Raw genomic sequence first — 23108 nt, forward strand, 5'->3', positions numbered from 1 at the left:
GCTGAAGAGGCCAAGGCCGGGCCAGCGAGCGGGACAGAGATGCAGACACTCATCTTTGTAGTCACCCCTGAGATGAGCGAGGTCTTGCAGAGATACATGCCTGAAGAGACGCCTGAAGCACCGCGTTTGAAGGACGAAGCACTGTTACATAAGATGGGCATCCCATTTCCTGAGGGTGCAGAAGTGATCAAGCACGGACGAACTGCGAACCAGCTCATCGTGCGTAACACTCCAGAGAACCTCGCGCTGATTCAGCAACTGGTGGATGCGCTCAAATCAGAGGCCGAAGGCGGGGAGAAGGCAAACACACTGGCACCCATGATCGACAAGCTGCACCATCCTGATGCGGGCTCAACGAATGGACCGAGCCTTGTCTTCATGCTCCTGATCACCAGTGCCATGCTGGTGATTGGCCTCGGAGTTGTCTGGCTGCTTCTGAAGCAAAGAAGCGACAAGACAAAACTCAAGGCTTCTGGCTCCATGGCCATGCTGGCAATCCTGTCCGCCTTGATGCTTACCCCTGCAGTCGCTTCCGCTGCCGAGGCGGTTCCTGCGCAGCCGGATCCGGCGCCGCACACGGTGATTGTGCCTTATGATGCGACGAAGCTTCCGGCCGAACAAAAAGCGCAGCGGCTTTATCTGCCGTATGAGAGCTTTCAGAAGCTGTGGCAGCAGGCGAAGGAGAACCGGCGGCCGGAGGTGGTGCCGGCGGACGAGCATGCGTTTGAGATCCTTTCCGCGCTGCATGAGGTGCGGGTGGAGGATCGCGGACTGGTCATCGAGTCGAAGATCGAGGCAGTGCTGCGCGGGCACTGGACTCGCCTTCCGCTGCCCTACATGAGCGGCAAGACGGCACTGCTGGTGGGCGAGGTGCAGGTGGATGGCAAAGCGGCGGCGCTGAATGACGGCGCGGTGGTTTTGGAAGATCCGGGGGTGCATCAGATCCATCTCACGGCCACGCTGGCGCTGGAGCGTGACTGGAAGAAGGCGGAGCTGCAGGTGCCGCCTGCGGTGGGTGCGCTGCTGGCGGTGCACACGCCAAAGTCCGATGGCTGGCTGCGCATCAACGGACAGTTTGCAAGCGCGGTGGAGGAGAAGGACGCAGGGCGTGTCTTCACCACGGGCATCAGCGCGCAGAACCAGCTGGTGCTGGAGCGCAGCGCGCGCGGACTGGATCGCGGTGAGGGGCCGGTGACCTCCGCGCGTGTAAGTGCCACGCTGACTTTGCGCGAGCATCAGCGCGAGGCGCTGGAGACGCGCATCGTGTATGAGTTTCCGGGCAGCACGCGGAGGCGGGTGAGCTTCACGATCGACACGGCGGAGCAGGAGCTGAGCACGGTGAATGCCGAGCTGCAGCGGGAGGCTGTGCCTGTGGAGAGCATGGCGGTGCGCCAGGAGGGCACGCTGCGCCTGCATGAGGTGACCTTTGCGCGGGAGGTGACGGACCAGGTGGAGCTGGTGCTGAGCACGCTGGGGAAGAAGCCCGGGCAGGCGGTGATCGCGCCGCAGGCGGAGGCGCAGCGTGTGCAGGAGGTCCTGAGCATTCTGCATGATGAGACGATGGAGCTGAAGGCGCAGCCCACGGCCACACAGCGCCGTGTGCAGGCCACGGCGGTGGAAGGACTCACGGCCATGGCCTATGAGCAGAGCGCGCACGCGCCGCTGGCCATCACGGTGACGCAGCGCGCGCAGCTCACCAGGGCCACGGTGGACTATGTCTTCCAGCTCAGTCCGCAGAAGATCGAGCTGATCGCGGCGCTGTCCTTGCAGCGCCGGATCGGCAAATGGAACCATCTGCGCGTCACGCTGCCTCCGGGTGGCTATGAGGTGCAGGGGGTGACCGGCCCGGCCCTGCTGGGCTGGCAGCATGAGGGCGCTGATCTCTTCCTGCATCTGACGCCAGACGTGGCGCAGATGGATGCACGGCTGGTGGTGCATCTGGCACGCACGGTGGCGCAGCCTGCGGTGTCGTGGACCTTGGAGCCGCTTGGCCTAACAGGATTTGAAAAAGTCACGGGACGTGTGCTGGTGACGGCTCATGCGGCCAGCGAGGTGCGGCTGCCCGCGCTCAGCCCGGGTTTGAAGGAAGTGGATGCCACGGTGTTGGACAGCGTGATCGCCATCGCGCCGCCGATCGAGAAGAAGCGGGCGCTGGAGTTTGAGGATCATGCGTGGAAGCTGGCGGTGCCGCTGACACCGCAGGTGGCACGCTTTGTGGCAGAGGGAGTGGCCCTGGTGCTCGTCTCAGATGCCGGGGTGCGTCTCTCGCAGCAGATCGGCGTGCAGGTCACGCAGGGCGCGCTGCGCCAGGCCACGGTGCGGCTGCCTGCCAGCCTGCCGGAGGCGGTGGTCACGGGACCGCAGCTGCGTGAGCTGCGCAGCCGCGTGGAGGGCGCAGTGCGCATCTATGACTGCACCTTTCAGTCGGATGTGCTGGACCGCGCCGAGCTGACGTTTGATCATGACCTGCCGCTCGGCGCGACGCTGGATGTGCCGTTTGCGAATGTGGACGCGGCGGAGCGCATCACGCGTTATTTTGTGACGGACAATGTCTCGGCGCGTGAGGCGAGTGTGGCGGAGAAGACGGGGATCGAGTCGGTGTCCAAGGAGGCGATGCCGTATCTTCCGGCAGATCTGGCGCGGCCGCAGTTTTACCGCTCCACCGGCGCGGGCACGTTGAAGCTGGCCTTCCAGCAGCTCACCGCCACGGAGGCGAATGCTGCGCTGGTGACGCTGGCGGATATCACCACCGTGCTGCGCGCGGACGGGGAGCGCTGGGACACGATTCAATACTCTTTGTTAAACCGGACGCTGCAGTTCCTGCCGGTGAAGCTCAGCGGCAGCAGCGAGCTCATGAGCGCGAGTGTGAATGGCGAGCCTGTGCGCGCCGATGAGGAGAAGCGCGCGGATGGTGTGGTGAAGCTGATCCCGCTGATCCAGACGAAGCCCGGCCATCGTGCGCTGGAGGTGCGTCTGGTGTGCCGCGTCAAGTCTTCTGGCGATGTGCCCGCGAAGGCGCCGAAGCTGGATGATCCCGAGCTGCCCGGCCTGAGCGTAGAGCGCACGACCTGGAGTGTGTGGACGCCGAAGGGCATGGTCGTCCATGACTTCGACGGCAACATGGAGGAGGTGGACGAGGAGGGCCGCGACCTGCAGAAGCTGGAGGGCATGCTCTCTGAACTGGGCGATGTGAACCGCGAGCTGGCCAGCGGCAAGCTGAGCTATGATGACGCCAAGGATGCCTACTCGCGCGCCAACAGGCTGGCGGACCAAGTGTCCAGGGCCAAGGAGGCGGTGATCAACCGGGCCTCGAAGTTCGGCTCTGCCCTGCTGGGCAAGGATCGTTATGAAAAGAAGCCCTCCGCCAGCCGCAAAGACTATGCCGAGGACGAGATGGACCAGGAAGTCACCAAGCAGCGCGATCTGCTGGATAAGAACTGGTCAGGCTATGTGGGGAAGACTTCCAAGTCCGAGCCTAGTGCCAAACCAACTTTGAAACCGAAGACGGACTGGAATGCGAACTATGCCATCAAGGGTGACGAAGGCACGCTGAAGTTTAACAACACCTTTACCGGCAACACCATCGTGGCGAACGGTGGTGCGGTGCTGAATGACAACGTGATCGTGAGCAACGGTTTCTTCGGCAACGGGACCGCGCAGCAGTCGATCGCCGGGAACGGGGGCTTTGTGGCGAACAATGCCCAGAGCAGCCTGGTGCAGAACGGGTCGAACACCATCGCCCTGGGCAATGCGCGTGCGAACAACCTGAGCAGTCCGAGGTATGTTGACATGAATGAGCCTGCTCTGGGAGTGGGGAACAAGGGGGAGAAGAAAAGCCAGCGGGAGATGCAGCAAGGAACTCTTTCAGGAACGGGCGCTGTTTCGAGCGCTGGCAGCACAGCAACACTCGGTGGCATTGCCGTGCCGGTGCCGCCTGAGGGATTGCAGCATCTGCGGAACGAGAAGAGGAGGATCCTGGCAGAGGAGTTTCCCAAGGCGGCCCCGGCCCCGGCGCCTGCAACTTCTCCTGCGGCAGGCGTTGCTCCTATGGAAGGCTTTGCGTATAACGGCGCGGCGATGTCGTCGAGCGGTCGGCTCCAGGTTGTGCCTCCACCGCCTCCTGGAGTCATCAATGTCGATCCTTTTGGTTCGGCGCCTGCTCCAGCGCTTGCGCCCGCTGCTGCTGCGGATCCTTTTGCGGCGCCTGCTTTGCGTTCACCTTCATTGCCTGATGCTCCTGCCAGTGAACTGGCCAGCAGGACTCGCGCCCGAGCGGACAGCGCGCTCGACAAGAGTTCACTCTCAGAAGATGACATGCGCCGCCTCCAGGCACAGACGGCGGAGTTTCTGCGCCCCACGGGCCGCCGCTCCCTCCTGGTGGAGATTCCTGAGGACGGGGAGGTGCGCCACTTCACGAAGCTGAAGGACCACGCCGTGCTGGACCTGGATCTGCGCCGCACCTGGAAGCCTGGCACGGCCTCTCATCTCATCTGGCTTGCCTTCGCGCTGGCCGCGTGGGCTGTCTCCATGCGGTGGAAGAGGGTGGCGTGAAGGTGAGTTCTAACCTTGAAACGATGTTCAATGCGCCATCTCATTTTGTGCTTTTCAAGGCTGGGGCGATTCCTGCATCTTGAGGCTTTATGAGAAATTTGTTCCCCGTTTTCATTGCCCTTCTGCTGCTCACCTCTGCTTCCGAACTGCGTGCCGAGGATTTTGATCTCGGGAAGAACGGGCAGCTCTCGGTGGCGGTGCCGGAGGGATGGGAGGGGAAGGCCAAGGAAATTCCGGGAGTGGGTGTGGACATCACGGTGCGGCCGAAGACTCCGCGGAACATGGCCTGCAAACTGACCGTGCTGTTCATTCCCGCCGAACAAGAATTGACGCCTGAGCAGGTGATCGAGCGCTGGAAAGGCACGCTGGGGCAGTTCGCGGAAGGGTCCGTGGAAAAAGAGGCGAAGGTGGAGAAGCTGAATCTGAAATCAGGCGTGGGTGTGTATGCGTCTTTCACGGATCCCTCCCTGGTGGGCAAGCCCTCCGAGCCGGGGAACTACAAGGTCATGTCTCCCGGCATGATCCATCTGAAGAAGGAGCTGGTGATCGCCACGACGATTTTCGCGGATGACAAGGCAGCGCCTGAGTTTGCGGTCCTGGTGAAGATGCTGGAGTCTGTGACTCTGAAGGAAGCGGGTGAGAAGTCGATTTGAGGCCGGCCTACATCGCGAGTTCTTCTGGCCACTCGATCTCGGTCTCGCCGTGCATGATCTCGGCGAGGACGGGGACGTCTAGAAAGTTCTCGAGCACCATGCGGTTGGAGATGCTGGCGGCGTCACGCTCGTCATGGGCGTAGTTCAGCAGCACACCGGCGCAGGTGAGGCCGCGCTGCTGGATGTTTCGCACGGTGAGCAGAGTGTGGTTCAGGCAGCCTAACTTATTATTCACCACGACGATCACAGGCAGCTCGAGCTTGGCGGCGAAGTCGGCCATGGTCTCTTTTCCTGCGAGCGGCACTTCCCAGCCTCCGGCGCCTTCGACGATGACATGCTGATGGCGTGCGGCGAGGGAGTAGAAGCCCTGGCGTCCGGCTTCGACATCGACGCTGCGGTTTTCCAGAAGGGCGGCGGCATAGGGTGATGCGGGCACCTTTAAAAACACGGGATTGATCTCCTCCACGCTCAAGACACCGCCGCTGGCCTGCTGGATGGCGATGGGGTCACGACGGTCCCCGCAGGCAAAGGGTTTGTAACCGACGGCATCCCGGCCGGCACGGCGCAGCGCATCGATAAGCAGGCAGGTGACGTAGGTTTTGCCTGAGTCGGTGTCAGTGCCGGTGATGAAGTAATGCATGGGGGGAAGGGAAGCCATCAAAAAGGGGGCAACGGGTCAGGAGGTCAAGGAGTGATGGAGTGGCCTGCGATTCCCAGAGCGGCTAAAGCCTGGACTCCAACGTGTGTGAGCGCAGCTGGTGGGAGGTGCGATGGCTGGTGTTGGAGTGAAGCCTTTAGGCGATCTGGGGCACTGGAGGTGGAGTGGCCGAGCCATCACAGATCACAGCGGCAGTTCCGAAGCGTGAACTTCGGACTCTTGACTCGTTGACCGCGCAGGATGGAGATCACGCCCAGCCCATCCATTCTTTCAGGACCTTGAAGTCGCGCAGGTGGGCTTCGCGGAAGCCTTTGAGCACGGCGGGGTCCTTGGGATCGCCGGTGAGATACTCGACGTGGAGGGAGATGGGGCCGGCGTATTTGTTTTTCTTCAGGAGCTTGGCGAAGTCCGGGCTGACCTGGCCCTGGCCGAGCGGGCAGCCTTCGGCTTTGCGGCCTTCCCACTTGAAGTCTTTGAAGTAGATGGCGCCCCAATGATCGGAAGTGAGCGCGGCGCTGAGCGGCCACTGCAGGCCGCCCTCGACGGTGGAGTGGAAGATGTCATAGCAGAAGCTGAACTGCTCCGCCTTGTATTCCTGCATGAGGCTGTAGATGTCCCAGATCGGCGCGCCAAAATAGTCCTTGCCGCTGTGGTTCTGGAAGAGGGGCTGGATGCCGATCTCCTGGCAGAGCTGGATGAGGTCTTTCAGTTTTGGCTTCACGGCCTGGAGCTGCGGCCAGATGGGCTGCGTGAGATCATACTTGTAATACAGCATGCGGAAGCGCTTCACGCCGAGCTTGGCGGCGGTGCGCAGCACGGCCTCCGTGCGCTGCTCCTGGCTGACTTCATTGATGCCGGAGGTGAGGATGGTCATCTCCAGGTTCTGCTTCTTCAGTGCCTCGATGTATTTCGGCAGTTCGTCCTCCACTTTCTCGGGCTCGATGTGGCCTTTCGGGCGGATGGGTGACTCGACACCGTCCACTCCCATTTCCGACGCGAGGCCGGCGATGTCGTCATAGCTCAAGCCCTGCAGATGCTTCGTGAAGAAGCAAAGTTTGTTCGTCTTGGCGTCAGCGGCGAAGGCCGGTGTGCTGGTGCTGGCGGCACCTGCGGCGATGGAGCCCGCGAGGAGGGAGGCATTTTGCAGGAAGCTGCGGCGTGAGGAGAGGGACATAGTGGAGGGGGTGGAGTGATGGGTTGGACGTGGATGCCGGTTGAAACTCTGGTAACTTACTCTTTCACACGCTTGGTCACATCGAGCTCGATCTCGCCATACTTCTTTTCATAAGCCTGCAGGGTCTGGGTGAGGTGGGCCCAGAGGCGCTTGGCTCCGTCATAGGAGCTGATGACGCGGCTGACGATGCGCGCGTCTTCCTCGATCATGGGGCCGAAGGCATTCAAGTTCAGCGCGAAGTCGATGACGATCTCGTTCGGCGTGGCGAAGATGCGGCTGACGTTCGAATACACGGCCTCGGGCGCAGGCGTGGCTTTGGTGGCAGGGGCGGAGGGAGCTTCCTCAGGGGCGACGATTTTGACGGTGTTGGACATGGTGCGCGGAGCATGAGTGCTCACGCGACCGCTGCCAAGACTCAAAATGTGTCCGTTATCCTTTTCGAAATCTCGCTCAGTTCGCGGCTAGGCCGCCGCTTTTGGCGCGGGCGAGGCCCCAGTTCATGAGGATGCGGCCGTCGGTCCAGATGTATTTGGTGCGGGTGCCGAGCTGGACGAGGATGACATTGCGACCGCCGCGGCTGGCGGTGGAGATGAGGCAGCGGCCGGCGGCATTGGTGTAGCCGGTTTTCATGCCGTTGCACTCGGGCATGGAGCCGAGGAGGTCGTTGGTGCTTTTCAGGGTAGTGGTGCGGCCGTCCTGACGGGTGAAGGTGTAGTATTTCCGGCGCACCACGTCACGAATGATGGGGTTCCGATAAGCGGCCATGGCGATGCGGGCCATATCGCGCGCGGTGGAATATTGTCCGGGGGCGCTGAGGCCGTGGGGATTCCGGAAGCTGCTGTTGGTGCAGCCTAGCGAACGCGCTTTGGCGGTCATTTTGGAGGCAAAGGCGCTGATGCTGCCGGCATTGTCGCGAGCAAGCACGTTGGCCACGTCGTTGCAGCTTTTCACCAGGAAGGCGTAGAGCAGGTGGCGGCGGGTGTAGCTTTCACCGGGGCGCAGGCCGAGCACGGTGGGCTCCACGCGCACGTCCGAGGCCTGCACGGTGACTTTTTTGTCCAGGTTTCCGGCATCCAGCACGACCAGGGCGGTGAGGATTTTCTGCGTGCTGGCGACTCCGCGCGGCACCTCGGCACCACGGCTGGCGAGGTGCTTGCCGGTGTTGGCATCGATCAAGATGTAAGACGCTGCGCGGATGGAAGGCACGCCCGAGGCGGCAAACATGGGCTCTGCACCGACCTCCGGGCCGCCATCATAGACCACGGGGGCGGCCACAGGGTAGGAGGCCACTGTGGCGGGGGCATAGTAGTCACCACTGGGGTTTCCGCCCATCCTCACACCGGTCGGCTGGGCGGCACAGGCGGAGAGCAGGGTGGCGCAGATGCAGAGGGGGAGGGAGAGGAGGCGATTCCAGGACAACATGATCGACAGCAGAATGGGGGGAGGGGTATCAGAACGCAGAAATCATGCCGCTCTGACAAACTCTCATCTAGACGGCTGAGAGTGAGGATGTCAACCCCGCCAGCCAGCCCGGCATACTCAAGAAGTCGTAGGTGAAAAAGTGGGCGTGGAGGTTGGCAAAGGGGGCCGTAGCAGCCATAGTCGCGCGCATGAACTACGCCTGGGCTCGTCTCGTCCTCCCCACCTTGCTGCTCGCGGCTGTCCTCATCACGGCCTGCAGTGCTCCCATCACGGCGGGTCGGTCCCGCATCGCCACCTGGGAGTCCCGGTATCATGATGCGGCTCTGCCGCGTGTGACCCCGGAGCAGCTCCTGCGGGAGGTCGGGGTGCGTCCGGACCTGATCAAGTCCGGCACGGCGGGACGGAAGATTTACCGGCCCATGAAGCCGAAATACATCACGATCCACAGCACGCAGAACTACACGGGCGATGCGTATAACCACGCGCTGGCGCTGAAGCGCGGAGCGCTGCGTGCCACGAAGCGGAAGGGTGGAAACCGCATCGGCTACCTGACCTGGCACTTCACGGTGCAGTCCAATGTGGCCATCCAGCACCTGCCCTGCCGTGAGCAGGGCGAGCACGCGGACTTTGACGGCCCGGGGAACAACTACAGCATCGGCATCGAGATGTGCGAGCACCACGGCAACGACCTCGGCCTGACGATCGACAAGACCGCGCGCCTGGCTGCCTACCTGATGTACACATATAACATCCCTCTCAGCGGTGTGGTGCCGCACTACCACTGGCCGCGCCGCAGCCCTTACATCAAGGATCCGCACAAAAACTGCCCGCATTTCCTGCTGGATGGCGGCCGCCCTGGTAGCACCTGGCGCTGGTTTCAGAACCGTGTGAACTTCCATTACAGCCGTCTCATTCCGGGTCCGGTGCGTAGTCTAGGATGACGTGAAGACAGCCGCTTTCATCTTCGGTCTCGCCCTCTCCCTTGTTTGCGTGGTGCACGCGCAGGAGACCGGGAAAACACAGGCTGAGCGTGTGGCCGTGCTGAAGGACAAGCGCATCAACGAAAGCTCCGGACTCGCCGTCAGTTTGCGCGAGCCCGGTGTCTTCTGGACCTTGAACGACTCCTCCGGCGAGCCCTGCGTCTACGCGATCGACCAGACTGGGAAGACGCGGGGCAAGATCCGCATCCCGAACGCGGTGAACTTTGACTGGGAGGACCTGGCCTCCGCGAAGGCAGAGGACGGCACGCCGCATCTCTACATCGCGGACATTGGCGACAACCTGGGCGTGCGCCCCACGATCACTGTCTATGAGATTGCCGAACCTTCTTTGCCGAAAGATGCTGGCAAGGAGGAGCTTTCTGCCGAACCGAAAGTTTGGCACGTAAAGTATCCGGACGGTCATCACAATGCGGAGACGCTGCTGGTGCATCCGCTGACGCACCGGATTTACGTGCTCACGAAGCGTGAAGATGGTCACAGCGCCCTCTATCTCTTTCCGGAGAAGCTGGTGAGTGGTGTGCCTGGGCTTCTGCAAAAGATCGCCGCGGTGGAGTTTCCGAACCGTCACCGGCTGGGCAAGCGGCCGCTGGATGCGAGCCAGACCACGGGCGGTGCGTTTTCACAGGATGGGCGGCGCATCGCAATCGCCACCTACAGTGACATCCATGAGTGGACTCTGAAGGCGGATGACAAGGTCGAGACAGTGTTGCCGACTGAGTCTCGGATCATTGAGGTGCCGCTGACCTCGCAGATGGAGGCAGTGTGCTATGACGCGGGCAACGAGACGCTCTGGTTCACCAGCGAGCGCCTGCCGACGCCGCTTTGGAGAATCAAACGTTAGGCGGGGAAACAGCAGAAACCGTTGACGGTTGTTTACAGTGGTTGACGATTGTTGACAGTCGTTTTTCAGAAGGGTTTGGAAGCGGTTTGGCAAACAACTGTCAACCACGGTCAACAACCGTAAACCATCGTCAACTTCAGGCGGTGCGGGATGTCGAAAACAAGGAAAGCCAAAGATTTTTGTTGCCAGTGTAACAATCGTGCTGTTACACTAATGACACCTAGCCCATGCTGCCCTTTTTCATCCAGCTCCAAGATGGCACGCCTGTGTCCGACCAGATCCTTCTGGCCGTGCGCAAGGCGCTCCTCACGGGGCAGATGAAGGCGGGGGACAGCTTTCCCAGTGTGCGCACGCTCAGCCAGGAGCTGCGCATCAGCCCCACCACCGCGCACAAGGTGGTGCTGCAACTGAAGGACGCGGGCTGGCTGGCCTCACGCCCGGGCATTGGCATGGTGGTCACCATGCCGGAGCAGCCGGATGTGACGGAGCGGCTCGCGCAGATCACGCCGGAGTGCCAGGCGCTGCTGAAGGAAGCCGCAGATCTGAATCTCACGCTGAACCAAGTCATCCAGCATCTCAAAAGCCTCACCAAACCATGATCACCATCACCGATCTGCATAAACGCTTTCGCAAGACTGAAGCCGTGGCGGGCCTGAGCCTGCAGGTGCCGGAAGGGCAGGTGACTGCCTTCCTGGGACCGAATGGCGCGGGCAAGAGCACGACCATCAAATGTCTCCTAAACCTGCATCGCCCAGACAGCGGTCATGCCGAAGTGCTGGGCTGTGATTCACGCAAGCTCGGCCCCGCGCAGTTCACTCAAATGGGGTATGTCTCCGAGAACATGGAGCTGCCGCTGTGGATGACGGTGGCGCAGTTTCTGGACTACTGCCGCCCGCTGTATCCAAACTGGGACCGCGCCTTTGAGAAGCAGCTGCTCACGCAGTTTGACATTCCCCTGACCACGAAGCTGAAGGATCTCTCACGCGGCATGCGCATGAAGGCGGCGCTGCTCAGCAGCCTGGCCTATCGCCCGAAGCTGGTGGTGCTGGATGAACCTTTCAGCGGCCTGGATCCGCTGGTGCGTGATGAGTTCATCCGCGGCCTGCTGGAGCTCACCGAACAAGAAGGATGGACGGTTTTTGTGTCCTCGCATGACATCGAGGAAGTGCAGCGGCTGGCTGACCGCATCGCCATCATCAACCGTGGCAAGCTGGCGCTGGATGAGACGAGCGAGAGCCTGCAAAGCCGCTTCCGGGCGATTGAGGCGGTGCTGCCTGATGAGGTCCGCATGCCTGCGAATCTTCCCGTGGACTGGCTGCACGCGGAGCAGGCGGGACGCACCCTGCGCTTTACGGCGAGCCGCTTCGCCGATGACGAGTCCATGGCCGCGATGCTGCGCAACGCGATCCCCGGGAGCCAGGCTCCGCAGATCCGCCCGATGAGTTTGCGGGAGATCTTTGTGGCGCTGGCGAGAGCGTATCGGCTGGAAGGGAAGTGAACCTAACCAATTTATGATTTACGATTTATGATTTATGATTTGGGGGGCCGGAAGCGAGCGCGAGGTCTCCCTTATGCCTGATCAAGTGCTTCTGCTCTATGAGGGCTCCATGGGATGCCTCAATCACGAGCATGAGCTTCCCGAAAGATATGCGGTCTACTCATTCACGTCACGACCTGACCCAGCACACCCGAGCCACGGCAAATCATAAATCGTAAATCATCCATCATAAATGCTCCGGCCATGAACCTCATCCTGCATCATTTCCAAAAGGAGTTCCGCTACCTGCGGGCGCGCTGGTTTGGGTTTCTGGCGCTGCTGGTCCTGGACCTGGCGGTGAACCTGGAGTGGCTGTTTCCGCTGACGGCGGGCTATGTGGATCCTGTCTGGCTTGGCTGGATCCCTCGTGTGCTGCTGCTGGCGGGGCTTTCACTGCTCATTTCCTGTCCTGAGGACAGCCCGGGGAGTGATCGCAGCTTCATCAGCACGCGGCCGCTCTCTTGGAAGCAATATTGGTTGGCGAAAGGGCTGCTCTGGCTGGTGCTGGTGGTGCTGCCGGCGGTGCTGCAGGGCACGCTGTATCTGCTGCTTTCCGGGAGCCCCTGGCAGGATGTGCTGCGCGGCACGTTTGAGCGCGGGTTCATGGTCGTGGCACTCTCCGCCTGGCTGCTGCCGGCGTCCGTGCTGTGGCGGCGCGGGGAGCGCTGGTGGGTCATCATCAGCGTGGCGGGCATTGTGTTCCTGTTTTCCTGGATCATGAACGTGATCGTGATGACGCATCCTGTGGCCGAGTGGCTCTGGCCGCTCTCCTGGAGAGCTTTCGCGACAGGGTGGCTGCTCTTCAGCCTGCTCACGGCCCTCCTGGCCTGGTGGCATCTGCGCGCGCCCCAGACTCTGCGCCGCCGCTTCATCCTCGCGGCTGTGTTTGGCTGCCTGTCCCTGGCGGGAGCACGGCACGCGCCATGGGGAGGTGCCGGGGCACGCCCGGCCGACCCTGCCTGGGTGCGGAAGAATGCTCCCCAGGCGAAGGTCAGCCTGGATCTGGATGGAACGAACTTCGGCGGTTTTGAGCGCGAAAGCGGCCGCCGCTTTTGGGCCAAGGCCGACATCAAAACAGGGCAACCCAGCGTGAATGCCGCCTTGCGACAGCTTGGCTCGAAGGTGACCCAGGAAGGCAAGACTTTCGGCAGTCATGTCCCGGTCACTCATGAGACCATGATCTCCGCGCAGACGCTGGACATGCATCTCCATGGTGCGGACACGGTGCTGCGGGACTTCTTCCCTCCAGGCACGCTTTTTGTCATCGGCGGGGAGCGCAATTTCCAGTGGCAGGTCATGAGCGATAACGAAGTGCGGCTCGCGACCTTCGAGGTCCCTTTTCCCGACCCGGCCAAGCCGCTGCAGATCAAGTCTGACTACGCGCTGGACTGGTTTCAGCGGGAGGTTGCGATCAATCTGCCGCTGGTGGAGGGAAGCGGTGGCCGGTGTGACAGCCATTCGTGGAGGGTCACCCGTGTTTTCAGGCCTGCGGAGGGCAATCACAAGCCTGGAGACGCAGCGCTGGGCAGCCTCTCCGTGAGCCTGCATGTCGAGTCACGGAATCACTGGGATGCGCGGCCTGCCACGCTGGTGCTCCTGCACTCCCCGCAGCGCCGCATGGCATGGCTGCAGCCTCTGGAGCAGGTGGTCACTGCCTATCGCGGCGGTCACACCGGCGTGATGCGGCACACTGTGGATCTTCAGTGGCAGGGTGTCTTCAATCACGCGGATGGCGAGAGCACGGGTGTGGAGGCATCACAGCTCCGGCTCATCCTGCTGCGTAACCAATATTTAGGCAGCAGCGACTGGTCCTGGCAGTCTCCGGACATCCGTCTGGCGGACTATCCCAGCCCGTATGCCCCCAGCCGCCTGGAGAGTGCCCAGGCGCTGTATGCAGGTCGTGAGCAAAAGGCCTTCCAGGAGCGCTTGGCCACCCTCACCGTGCCCACGGCAGACAGCCCGGAGCCTGTGGCGCGGCGCTACCTCTATGATCTGCTCGCCACCGCCACCGCCACCTATGTGGCCTACAAACCGGCTGCTTTTGATGACATCACCAAGGCCTTTGCGCCGCTGGGAGAGCACCATCTGCCGCTGCTGCTGGACCTTCAGTCTGGTCTTTGGCCCGGCTGGTCCAACAGGCCTCCGCGCACCGTGCTGGACAAATACCTCACGTCAGAGCATCGCGAAGCGGTCATCGACCGCGTGATGACGAACGAGACCCTGGCCTCCGTGGTCATGCGCAAAGGCTGGACGGAGGATGCGAAGCGCCTGCGGCCCAAGCTGCTCTCCATGCCCAGCCTTCCGCGCGGAACGGAGAACCTTCTGCTGGCCTGGGGAGATGAGGCCTCGATCCAAAAACTCTTCCAGCAGATGCCGCGCAATCCGCATGATGACATGATCGAGCAGATGGGCGGCATGCCTGCCTATCAGGAGCGGGTCAAGGCCATCATCATGCAGCAGTATGAGCAGAGCGTGCCCCTGATGGCTGAGAACTTTATTGATACCTCCTCCTGGGTGACCCACGCCTGCAACATGGGTTCCAGGGAGGCGCTGGATCTCTGCCTGCGCTGGCAGGCCCTGCGGGCGGAGCCGGAGGGAGAGCGCGCCTCCACGCCCTATCCAAATATGCTCAATGCCGAGGGCAAGGAACTCTGGGACCGGAATGTGGACGTGGTCACCAATGCCGTGCGCGTCCGCCATCTGAAGGCGGACCAGTTTGACTACCTGCCTGAAAAACGCGCCTGGAAACTACGCCAGCCATGAGAGCCACCCCCTTCATCTCACGTGTCCTGCACCAGCTCCGCACGGAGTGGATGCATCAATCTTGGTTAGTCATTGGCTGGCTGGTCTGGCTGGGCATGCGGCACTGGCTGTTCCATGCCTCCGTGAGCGAGGGGCTGATGTCCGGCATTTACATCGGCCAGCTGACCGGCCCTGTCACGGCGCTGCTGGCCGCCCTCCTCGCCTGGCGCTGCATCAGCGCGGACTCGCCCTCCAACACGGACAGCTTCAGCCTGGCGCGGCCTGTGGGCCAGCAGGCGCTTTTCTTTGGGAAGCTGCTTTACCTAACAATGAGTGTGTTTATTCCTCTGTGGCTGCTGAAGAGCAGAGGGTGGACGGGCTTCGGCCTCGGGGCCGGGCAGTGGCTGGCGCTCTCCGGGGGTGTCATGCTTTCGGTGGGGCTGGGCATCGGGCTGCTCGCGGGCATCACCGCTCTGGCGGCCAGCCCGAGGCAGGTCATCGCCATCGCCATTCTCGGCGCGGTGGCTGGTGGAGCCTGGCTGGTGGTCAGCGAGGCGCTGCGGGGGCTGGTGGATCCCCAGCACAGGCCTGCGCTGGAGCAGGTGAACCAGCAGATCTGCGGAAGCTTTGTCGGCAGTGTGGTGGTGTTTGCCGGCTCATGGGCTGCCTGGTGGAGCGCCACGGTGCTGCGTCGACGTGGCAGGGCGCTCGGACTTCTGCTCGGCGCCCTGGCATTCGCGCCGCTGCTGAGTGCCATGTCACGCCTGGACTGGATCACGCCGCCTAACCAACACTATGCAAACTCGGCGAAGCTGAGCCTGAAGACGGGCAGGGCGGATCCTGAGGACAAGACGCCGGGGCGCGGCCTGTGGCCCACGCTGCGGATCGTGGGACTGGGCAGGGATGAGGTGGCGAGCATCATCGACTTCGCCCCGATCAAGGAGGAGGCCGAGTGGCCGCCGCTGGGCAGCTACACGGATCTCCCGGCGAACACGCGCGGCTGGACGAGCTGGATCCATCACGAGCATACGAAGGCGCTCTTTAAACACAGCCCTCCCACCACGCTGTGGAATGATTCAATCAACTCCGGCGCTCTCTACAATGGCCGCAAGGCTTTGAAGGAGGCCATCAAGCCTCTCCGCCTGACCCGCGAGAGCGCCGTCTCCACGCGCTGGCGCTTGCGCCTGGCGATCCATGAGATGAAGCGCCTTGCCACCATGCCCTTCCGCCAGCTCTGGACGCAGCCTAACCAATACCTCGTCCGTCCCGGTCTGCGCCTGGAGATGAAGCCCTTTGCCTGGAAGCAGGATGCCTGGGTGCTGGGTGGAGGCATGCACAGCATGTCCGCCATGCTGCTGCCAGAGCGGCCGCAGCGCGCGGCTCATGCCCGCGGACGTGACCTGGAGGACAATTTCTTCCTGGTGCTGGAGGATCCCGAGCTGCGTGAGAACAAGGCCCAGGACCTGGCCGTCTCCGCTTATCGCTTTGATCTGAGTGACAGTCCCCTCACCGCCTCCTGGGAGCGAGAGCAGGTCTGGAGGCGCGAGACCCGCCTGTGGACTCCGCAGGTACAGCACGAGATGCTGAAGACCACGCATGAGCAGTGGGTGGACCGCCTGAACGCCAGCCTCTGGCATGCCGAGGAGCGCGGGACGGTGGAGTTTGAGCTCAGCACCGAGCAGATGGCCCAGGTGCTGCCTGAGGAAACCCCGGTCGCGAAAAAGCCATGAACCTCACCCTCCATCAGTTTAACAAAGAGTTTCGCTACCTCAGGCCGCGCTGGCTGGTGTTCCTGGCGGCGCTTTTGGTCGATCTGGCTTTCAACATGGAGTGGATCCTGGCGCTGAACACGGAAGGCGTGACGATGATCGCAGACATGCTGTTCAGCGCGGGACTGTGGATCATCGGCTGGTGGCTGGCGCTCAGCACGGCACCGGAGGATGAGGCGGAAGGTGGAGCGGCCTTTGTGCGCACTCGTCCGTTGCCGCGCCATGCCTTTGTGGCCTCTCGTGGACTGGTCTGGCTGCTGCTCATCATGCTGCCGATGACGCTTGAGGTAGGCCTGTATCTGACGCTGCAGCATCGTCCGTGGTCGGACGTGGGCCTGGGCATGGCGGAGGAGCTCTGGGCCACGTCATCCATGGCGTTCTGGGTGATCTCCGCCGCGCTTCTTTTTCGCGGCTGGGAGATCTACCTGGCGCTCGTCGTCTTCCTCGCCGTGTGGGGCGCGAACTATGGCCGCACCGTGGTGGACTTTGTGTTTGAGCACCTTTCCATCGAGTCCTCCTGGCGCACGCTGCCGGTGCTGGAGCCGGCGCGTTTCATCCAGGCCGCCTGGTGGATCGGGCCTGCGATGGTCCTGCTGCTCCTCTGGCATCAGCGCCATCACTGGCATGTGGTGAAAAGGCTGTCCGCATTCGCGCTGCTGCTGCTCATCACGTATGGGCTGGCTGCCTCCCCGCTGGTGAAGAACCCGTTTGATGAGCCTTTGGAACAGGCGCAGATCCAGCAGCTGGCGCAGGCGCAGCCAGTGGTGATGCGCGCGGATAGCTTCCGCTTCACGGAAGGCGTGGATGACCAGCTCCGGAGCCTCCTGAATGTGTCTGCCGTTGCTGAGATGGATGGACTGCCCCGGGATGTGATGCCGTTTTGGACCAGCAACAAGACGGTCATCAGACAGAACGGGCATGAGCTCCCCATGCTGCCGCCAGAGAGGACACGGACCAGCGGGCCTGGCATGATCAACCTTTGGTTATTCGAGCATTCGCTGTCAGGCGCGCTGAATGCAGGCGGGCCGGAGAAGATTCTTGCCATGAATTCGGCGCCCGAGCACGGACGCTTCCCGTTTTCCAGGATGCAGATTCCTCAAGATCTGAAGACGCCGGTGGATGTGGACATGCACCTGACCGCCGTGTGGGCGCGGCTGCGCGAACTGGGGCGCGCGCCTCTGCAGGCGGGTGCGCGCATCCATTCCCCCGAGGCTGAGCTGGAGGTGCTGGAGGTGAGGAAGAATGTGGGAGCAAGGGGAGAGCCAGCGCCCGGTCAGGTGACCCTGCTCGTCCGCCAGTCTTTGCGCACGCTCAGCGACCGTCATGCCATGTGGCCTGCGCAGCCGCTGCTCTCCCTCCATGCTCCGGGGAAAAAGCTGCTCTGGCAGAACTCAATGCAGGGTGGGAATGACTGGCGTGCCATGCGCCTGGGCTGGGTGCAGATGATCATGGAGATGACTTTCGGAGAGGTGATGAATGCCGGCACGGGAGTGACGGAGCAGAACCTGGGAAGCCAGCAGCTTGTCTGGATCAAGCCGGACTACCTGGGCACCTCCCGGCATCATGTGCAGGTGAGGGACGTGAGCCTGCAAGGGAATGGTTCCATCTCCCTGGGCGGTCTTCACAGCGTCACGGCCCTGCATCAGCGGGAGAATCCGCGCACCCGCTTTCTGGCTGCGGTGAGGCAAGGCCGGGTGCCCTTAGCCGATGCACCGATCGAGGAGGCCGCGCGCTATGTGGCCTCTGTCTACACTGCCTCAGCCGCCTATGAGCAGCGCCGGCAGCAGGATCCTCCGGGCCAGCTCGTGTGGCCGGGAGATGACCGCGAGGTGGCGGATCTCGTGGCGCCGTTTCTTTTGAAGCATCCTGAGTTAGTCCAGCGGCTCAATTTCGTCACGGAAAGCGCCCTTAGCTATGAGATCATGAACTCCGCGCTGGTGCAGGCTGGTGTGCCTGGTTTTGAGCGGCGGCCGGGGCAGCCCATCTACCGGCGCACTGTGTCGCTGCCGGAATGGCCGGGCGCGACTCAGAAGTTCGAGTCGGATCTCTGGCTCACGGATGTGGGGAATGAGCGGATCACCAGCGCCGTGGTGCAGATGCTGAAGACACGATCTGATGATCCCATGCGCGCGCTGCTGGCATCCCGGGTGCCGTCTTTGGGAAAGGCCTGGCGCGATTTCTCTGCGCGGCCTGCCGGGAAAGCTCTCCGCTATCTTTGCAAGGATCCCGCGTATCGTGAAAAAGCCGGGGCGGAGGTGAGCCGCCAATATGGCGGGCTCGGTCTCACCGTCCGCTTTTCGGATCGTGAGCTGCGCATCATCATCGCACAGGCTTTGATGGGAGACAGCGCTGCCTTGAGCTGGGCTCTGCGCGCCATCGGCCTGAGCCGTGAGGTAAATCCCTGGGAGGCCCACGCGCTGCTGGAGTCTCACGAAAGCCTCTTTGGTCAGAAGATCACGCACCGCCAGCTTGCCCAGTTCATCCGCGACTGCCGTGTCTGGACTGCTGAGAGCTTCCGCTATGACGCGGAGAAGATGCTCTGGGTGCCGCAGGCTAACCAATAATCATTTCATCCACTTCCTGCCATGATCTCCGACACTCCAGCCATGACAGCCGGTGGCATGCACGGCCTGAGCTCAGTGCGTGAGCGCACAGCCCGCGCCCTTTTAGGCGAGAGGCCCCTGGCACGCCTCTGGCATCAGATCAGGCACGAGTGGCAGTTTCAGCGCTGGCTTGTGCTGGTGGAATGGCTGCTGCTGGGTGGTGCCGCGCTGGCATCCCTGGAGGAAAAGCCCGGAACGCTGGCAGATCTCACCCTCACGCCTGCGTTTTTTCTGGCGCTGCTCATCACCGGCCGCTCTGTGCGCGCAGATGCACCGTGCAACACCGACGTCATGTCCCACACACGTCCGGTGGGGCGGGCCACGGTGTGGGGCGCGAAAGTGCTTTTCTTCACCTTCACGCTGCTGCTGCCTTTTGTGGTCCAGGCACTGCCGCAGTTCCGGGGCTTCAGCTTTGGCGCGGTGGAGTGGTTCGGCGTGGTCATGGGCACGCTGCTTCCTGCGGCGGTGCTGGGCACGCTCACCGCAGTGCTGCTCAGCCATGCTCGGAGCATGCGCGAGAGCACGGCGCTGGGCTTCCTGGCACTGGTCCTGATCACCGGCCTGGTGGTGGCGATGGCAAATCTGAGCGACGACAATGACAAGATGCTCTGCGGTGCCGGCGTGGCCGCGGTGATGCTGATCTTCTCAGCCCTGACTTCGTGGTGGCTGCTGAGTGTGCGGACAAGCCGCTGCCTTTCGTTGGCATGTCTTTTGTTAGGCGGCGCGACGGCGTGTGCACTGCCGTTTGCCTGGGGCTGGGGCTGGGACTGGCGGCAGGTGCCGAGGCTGGCTTACACGGCCACACCCCTTTCCCTGCACATCGGCAGCGCGCCCGCGTCCGGCGGGCAGGTGCTGTGGCCCTCGCTGCATCTCGTGGGCCTGCCTCCGGATCATGTGGCCTCCGTCATTGCCCTGGCACCGGTCAGCCTGGAAAAAGCCCCGTGGCCTCCCAAGGGCGTGATCTCCTCTGACTACACCTCGGTCAACACCACCACGGGCATGGAGTCCCAGCTCCCACGCTGGATGACGGAGAACCACACCGAGGCGCTGGCCGCACACTACCCGCCTGGGAGCCTCTGGCTGGGCTATCCTGTGGATGATCCGCGCGGTCCGAGCCTGGCTGGAGTCCTCAAGCACACCCTGAAGACTGAGCCCAAGGCCGCCGAAAAGCCCTGGCGGCTCAGAGTGGCCATCTCACGCATGCATCGTGTCTTCTCCAGGCCCCTGGGAGAGGCCATCCGCGAACCGATGCGAGTCGCGTCTCCGACACCGGGATGCCGGTTGGACTTTCGGTTAGGCATGCTGGATGTGCCGTCCTACGGCGGGCAGATCCTTTTCGCAGGCAGGCTGGAGCATCGTTTCCCGCTGCTGGTGCCGGAGGGCAGCCATGCGCGGATTCGTCCACTGGGTTATCTGCCGCAGCAAAACTTCATGGCCGTGCTCCACAGTCCAGCCTTGGGGGAGGTGCGCGTGGGCCAGGAGACGGAGGATCCAAGCTCCCCTGATGAGCCCGCTGTTTTCTTCAGTGGCCATTCTCGCCGTGCCAACTTCACCCTGCCGCACCCCCGGGCGCAGATGGACATGACAGGCCTCACTTTGGAGAAATGGGTGGCGGAATCCACCCTGGACCTCTGGTGGCCGGAGGAGAAAGGCACCCTCGACCTTGAAATCACCGCTGAACAGATGGCTGAAGCTCTGGCTGCTGAAAATAAATTGCGGCCTATATCTCGTTGATAATGAGTTTGTTACTTGGGGTGGGTGATTGTTTGTGACAAAAAAACTTCCAATTGTTTGAACCGTTTTTCCGCCCAGGGGTCTGACATTTCAGGTCGCTTTTCACAAAGATTTGTTTTGAGCCATCTGCCTCCTCTTGCCGGGAGCCTGAGGAGGCAGAACTCAAGACTAAACCGCAGCGGGCCGGGATGACGGAATCCCGGCCCGTTCTGTTTTTACAGGGGACGGTTTTTGGGGGCGAACGCGGGTTGTGGGAGGTTCGGGGGTGTTTTTTGACAGGATTAACACGATTCCAGGATTTCAGGATTGGATCCCTCTCAGACACAAAGCCTTCTGGAATCCTGTCATCCTGAAATCCTGTGAATCTTGTCTAAAAAAGCCCGCTTCACAGGAGTGAGCCGAGCCCTGCACACAGACCTTTGATTGCGGCGGACCCAAAATGATGCCAAGTCCGCCCTTCCCATGATGTACCGACTGCTTTCCCTGTTCCTGCTTTCCCTCACCCTCGCCGCTTGCGGCCCGGTGGACCGGGAGGGGCATTCGCTGGCGGATTACGAGACGGCAGGGACGGAAGCCCTGGTGCGTGAGGTGATCCGCACCCTGCCAGACCCCAATCCCGGCGTGCAGAAGAGCTACTCGATTACTCTGGGAGAGATCGTGCGAGGACGTGACTTCTCGCCGGCCAGCGTGCCTTTCATGCAGCGCTTCGCCGACACGAAGCTGCGTATCATCAGCCCGACCGTGATCACCACGGCTCCGCCCGAGGGAACGCTGATCGATCCGGACCTGCGCGTGCCCATTTATCTGCTCCAGATCCGCGGGATGACGCAGACCAGCGGCAGCACCTGGGATTACGAAGTGGGCTGGGGCTACAAAAAGCATTTCCAGCGCCAGAAGTGGAAGGTCACCAGCGATAACGGCGCCTGGAAAGTCGAACCTGGAGCCGTGATCGAGGGAAACTGGCCGCCTGAAGCACCCGCACCCGCAGCCGCACCTGCCGCCCCGAACCAATGATGTGGAAAGATTAGGCGCAGAAAAATGCCAGAAGTCCGGCTGCCCTCCTTTTTCCCATAATCTCCTCTTTGCTCCTTGCTCCAGGCCTCTGGCCTGCTTGAACTGAAGCCCTTCCTCACTTTTCCATTCCCGTCCAATGTCCAAAGGTCTCGGCGAAACCAGCACCCAGTTTTTTCATCTCGGCAGCGCTGCTGAGCCGTTTGTGTTTGCCAACGGCCAGTCCCTCCCGGGAGTGACCGTGGCCTACGAGACCTATGGCAAGCTGAACGCGAAGAAGACGAACGCCATCCTGCTCTTCCACGCGCTCTCCGGCAGTCAGCACGCAGCCGGCCACACCCCCGAGGTTCCAGGGCTCTTCGGCCGTTGGACGGATGATGTGAAGCACGGCTGGTGGGACCTTTTCATCGGCCCCGGCAAGGCGCTGGACACGAACCGCTACTTCATCATCTGCGCGAACTACCTGGGCGGCTGCTATGGCAGCAGCGGACCTGCGTCCCTGGATCCTGAGACCGGCAAACCCTATGGCGCGGACTTCCCGCCCGTGCTCAGCATTGACGTGGTGCGCAGCCAGGCCGCCTTATTGGATCATCTGGGCATCAAGACGCTTCACGCCATCATTGGTTCGTCTGTGGGCGGCCTGCTGGCCATCAACTTTGCCACCCTCTACCCGGAACGCGTGAAGATCATCATGCCCGTGGCCACCGGCCTGCGCACGACGGTGCTCACCCGCCTGACCTTGTTTGAGCAGGTGCTGGCGATCGAGAACGATCCGCACTTTCACGGCGGCCAGTATTATGATGGACCTGCGCCTGAATACGGCCTGGCCCTGGCGCGCATGATCTCGCACAAGACCTTTGTGCATCTGGACGCCATCGAGACCCGCGCGCGCCAGACCGTGTCCCAGCCAAACGGCCAGCTCTCCTGGTATAAGGTGGGTCACAATGTGGAGAGCTACATGCTGCATCAGGGGAAGAAGTTCGTGAAGCGTTTTGATGCGAACGCCTACCTCCGCATCATCAACATGTGGCTGCGCTATGACCCGCTGGCAGACGCCGGTGTGGACAGCTATGACGAACTCTTTGCCCGCAGCAAGGCCGCCGGTCATCACTACCTCGTCTTCAGCATCGACAGTGACTTCTGCTTTTACCCTGAGGAGCAGGCGGAGATGGTGTCCGCGCTCGAGCGCTCCGGCGTCTCCAGCATGCACATCACCGTGCATTCGGACAAAGGGCACGACTCCTTCCTCCTCGAGCCGCAGCTCTACACCCCGCATCTCGTCTACACTCTCGAAGGCCGCTGGCAAAAGCTCTCCTTCGACGAGCCGGTGAATGATGTGGAGTGAGTCTTCGAAGGTTGAGCGAACTTTGGCTTTCCACTGATGGGCAAAACATCCGTCCTTGGATCGACGT

Annotated in this window: 16 protein-coding genes; 12 read left to right on the top strand and 4 right to left on the bottom strand. The window is 62.2% G+C overall.

The genetic code is table 11. From position 1 onward, the window contains the following. The first annotated feature begins 39 nt into the window (after positions 1 to 39). Entirely contained in the window at positions 40 to 4551 is a 4512-nt protein-coding gene (locus tag BGE01nite_RS06050; RefSeq protein WP_146849470.1) for an S-layer family protein, read from the top strand. Between the two features lie 89 nt (positions 4552 to 4640). Then, positions 4641 to 5204 (top strand): hypothetical protein, encoded by a 564-nt coding sequence (locus BGE01nite_RS06055; protein WP_146849473.1) that lies wholly within the window; start codon positions 4641 to 4643, stop codon positions 5202 to 5204. Between the two features lie 7 nt (positions 5205 to 5211). On the opposite strand, the gene bioD is transcribed toward BGE01nite_RS06055, so the two are convergent. From bioD to BGE01nite_RS06075, 4 genes are all read right to left on the bottom strand, one after another. Further along, on the bottom strand, positions 5212 to 5862 hold the full coding sequence (bioD, locus tag BGE01nite_RS06060) for a dethiobiotin synthase (RefSeq protein ID WP_246145671.1): 651 nt from the start codon (positions 5860 to 5862) through the stop codon (positions 5212 to 5214). A gap of 247 nt (positions 5863 to 6109) precedes the next feature. Next, positions 6110 to 7036 carry a sugar phosphate isomerase/epimerase family protein gene (locus BGE01nite_RS06065; RefSeq protein WP_146849476.1) on the bottom strand — a complete coding sequence of 309 codons (927 nt, stop codon included), beginning with the start codon at positions 7034 to 7036 and terminating at the stop codon, positions 6110 to 6112. Positions 7037 to 7092: 56 nt separating this feature from the next. Then, positions 7093 to 7410 (bottom strand): DUF3467 domain-containing protein, encoded by a 318-nt coding sequence (locus BGE01nite_RS06070; RefSeq protein ID WP_146849478.1) that lies wholly within the window; start codon positions 7408 to 7410, stop codon positions 7093 to 7095. A gap of 76 nt (positions 7411 to 7486) precedes the next feature. Then, a complete protein-coding gene (locus BGE01nite_RS06075) occupies positions 7487 to 8458 on the bottom strand; it encodes a D-alanyl-D-alanine carboxypeptidase family protein (protein WP_146849481.1) in 972 nt (323 codons plus the stop codon). Positions 8459 to 8646: 188 nt separating this feature from the next. On the opposite strand from BGE01nite_RS06075, the gene BGE01nite_RS06080 reads away from it, so the two are divergent. The 10 genes from BGE01nite_RS06080 to metX all read left to right on the top strand — a co-directional run bounded on the left by BGE01nite_RS06080 (position 8647) and on the right by metX (position 23041). After that, the gene (locus BGE01nite_RS06080; RefSeq protein WP_146849483.1) at positions 8647 to 9399 is read left to right on the top strand and encodes a peptidoglycan recognition protein family protein; all 753 of its coding nucleotides are present in this window, start codon (positions 8647 to 8649) and stop codon (positions 9397 to 9399) included. A gap of 1 nt (position 9400) precedes the next feature. After that, positions 9401 to 10300 (top strand): hypothetical protein, encoded by a 900-nt coding sequence (locus BGE01nite_RS06085; RefSeq protein ID WP_146849485.1) that lies wholly within the window; start codon positions 9401 to 9403, stop codon positions 10298 to 10300. 227 nt (positions 10301 to 10527) lie between these two features. Further along, positions 10528 to 10899 carry a GntR family transcriptional regulator gene (locus BGE01nite_RS06090; RefSeq protein WP_146849487.1) on the top strand — a complete coding sequence of 124 codons (372 nt, stop codon included), beginning with the start codon at positions 10528 to 10530 and terminating at the stop codon, positions 10897 to 10899. Continuing rightward, entirely contained in the window at positions 10896 to 11798 is a 903-nt protein-coding gene (locus BGE01nite_RS06095) for an ABC transporter ATP-binding protein (RefSeq protein ID WP_146849489.1), read from the top strand. The genes BGE01nite_RS06090 and BGE01nite_RS06095 overlap by 4 nt, the downstream gene beginning before the upstream one ends. A gap of 243 nt (positions 11799 to 12041) precedes the next feature. Then, positions 12042 to 14600, top strand: coding sequence for a hypothetical protein (locus tag BGE01nite_RS06100; RefSeq protein WP_146849490.1), 2559 nt, complete (start codon positions 12042 to 12044; stop codon positions 14598 to 14600). Next, a complete protein-coding gene (locus tag BGE01nite_RS06105; protein WP_146849492.1) occupies positions 14597 to 16309 on the top strand; it encodes a hypothetical protein in 1713 nt (570 codons plus the stop codon). The genes BGE01nite_RS06100 and BGE01nite_RS06105 overlap by 4 nt, the downstream gene beginning before the upstream one ends. Next, complete coding sequence (locus BGE01nite_RS06110) at positions 16306 to 18912, top strand: DUF2339 domain-containing protein (protein WP_146849494.1); 2607 nt, start codon at positions 16306 to 16308, stop codon at positions 18910 to 18912. The genes BGE01nite_RS06105 and BGE01nite_RS06110 overlap by 4 nt, the downstream gene beginning before the upstream one ends. A 21-nt stretch (positions 18913 to 18933) precedes the next feature. Then, a complete protein-coding gene (locus BGE01nite_RS06115; RefSeq protein WP_146849496.1) occupies positions 18934 to 20685 on the top strand; it encodes a hypothetical protein in 1752 nt (583 codons plus the stop codon). A gap of 462 nt (positions 20686 to 21147) precedes the next feature. After that, on the top strand, positions 21148 to 21699 hold the full coding sequence (locus tag BGE01nite_RS06120; protein WP_146849498.1) for a hypothetical protein: 552 nt from the start codon (positions 21148 to 21150) through the stop codon (positions 21697 to 21699). Between the two features lie 136 nt (positions 21700 to 21835). Then, positions 21836 to 23041, top strand: a complete 1206-nt coding sequence (gene metX, locus BGE01nite_RS06125; protein WP_146849500.1) for a homoserine O-acetyltransferase MetX — start codon at positions 21836 to 21838, stop codon at positions 23039 to 23041. Positions 23042 to 23108: the final 67 nt, after the last annotated feature.

It is taken from the genome of Prosthecobacter gellanilyticus, from assembly GCF_007992435.1.
Classification (GTDB): domain Bacteria; phylum Verrucomicrobiota; class Verrucomicrobiia; order Verrucomicrobiales; family Verrucomicrobiaceae; genus Prosthecobacter; species Prosthecobacter gellanilyticus.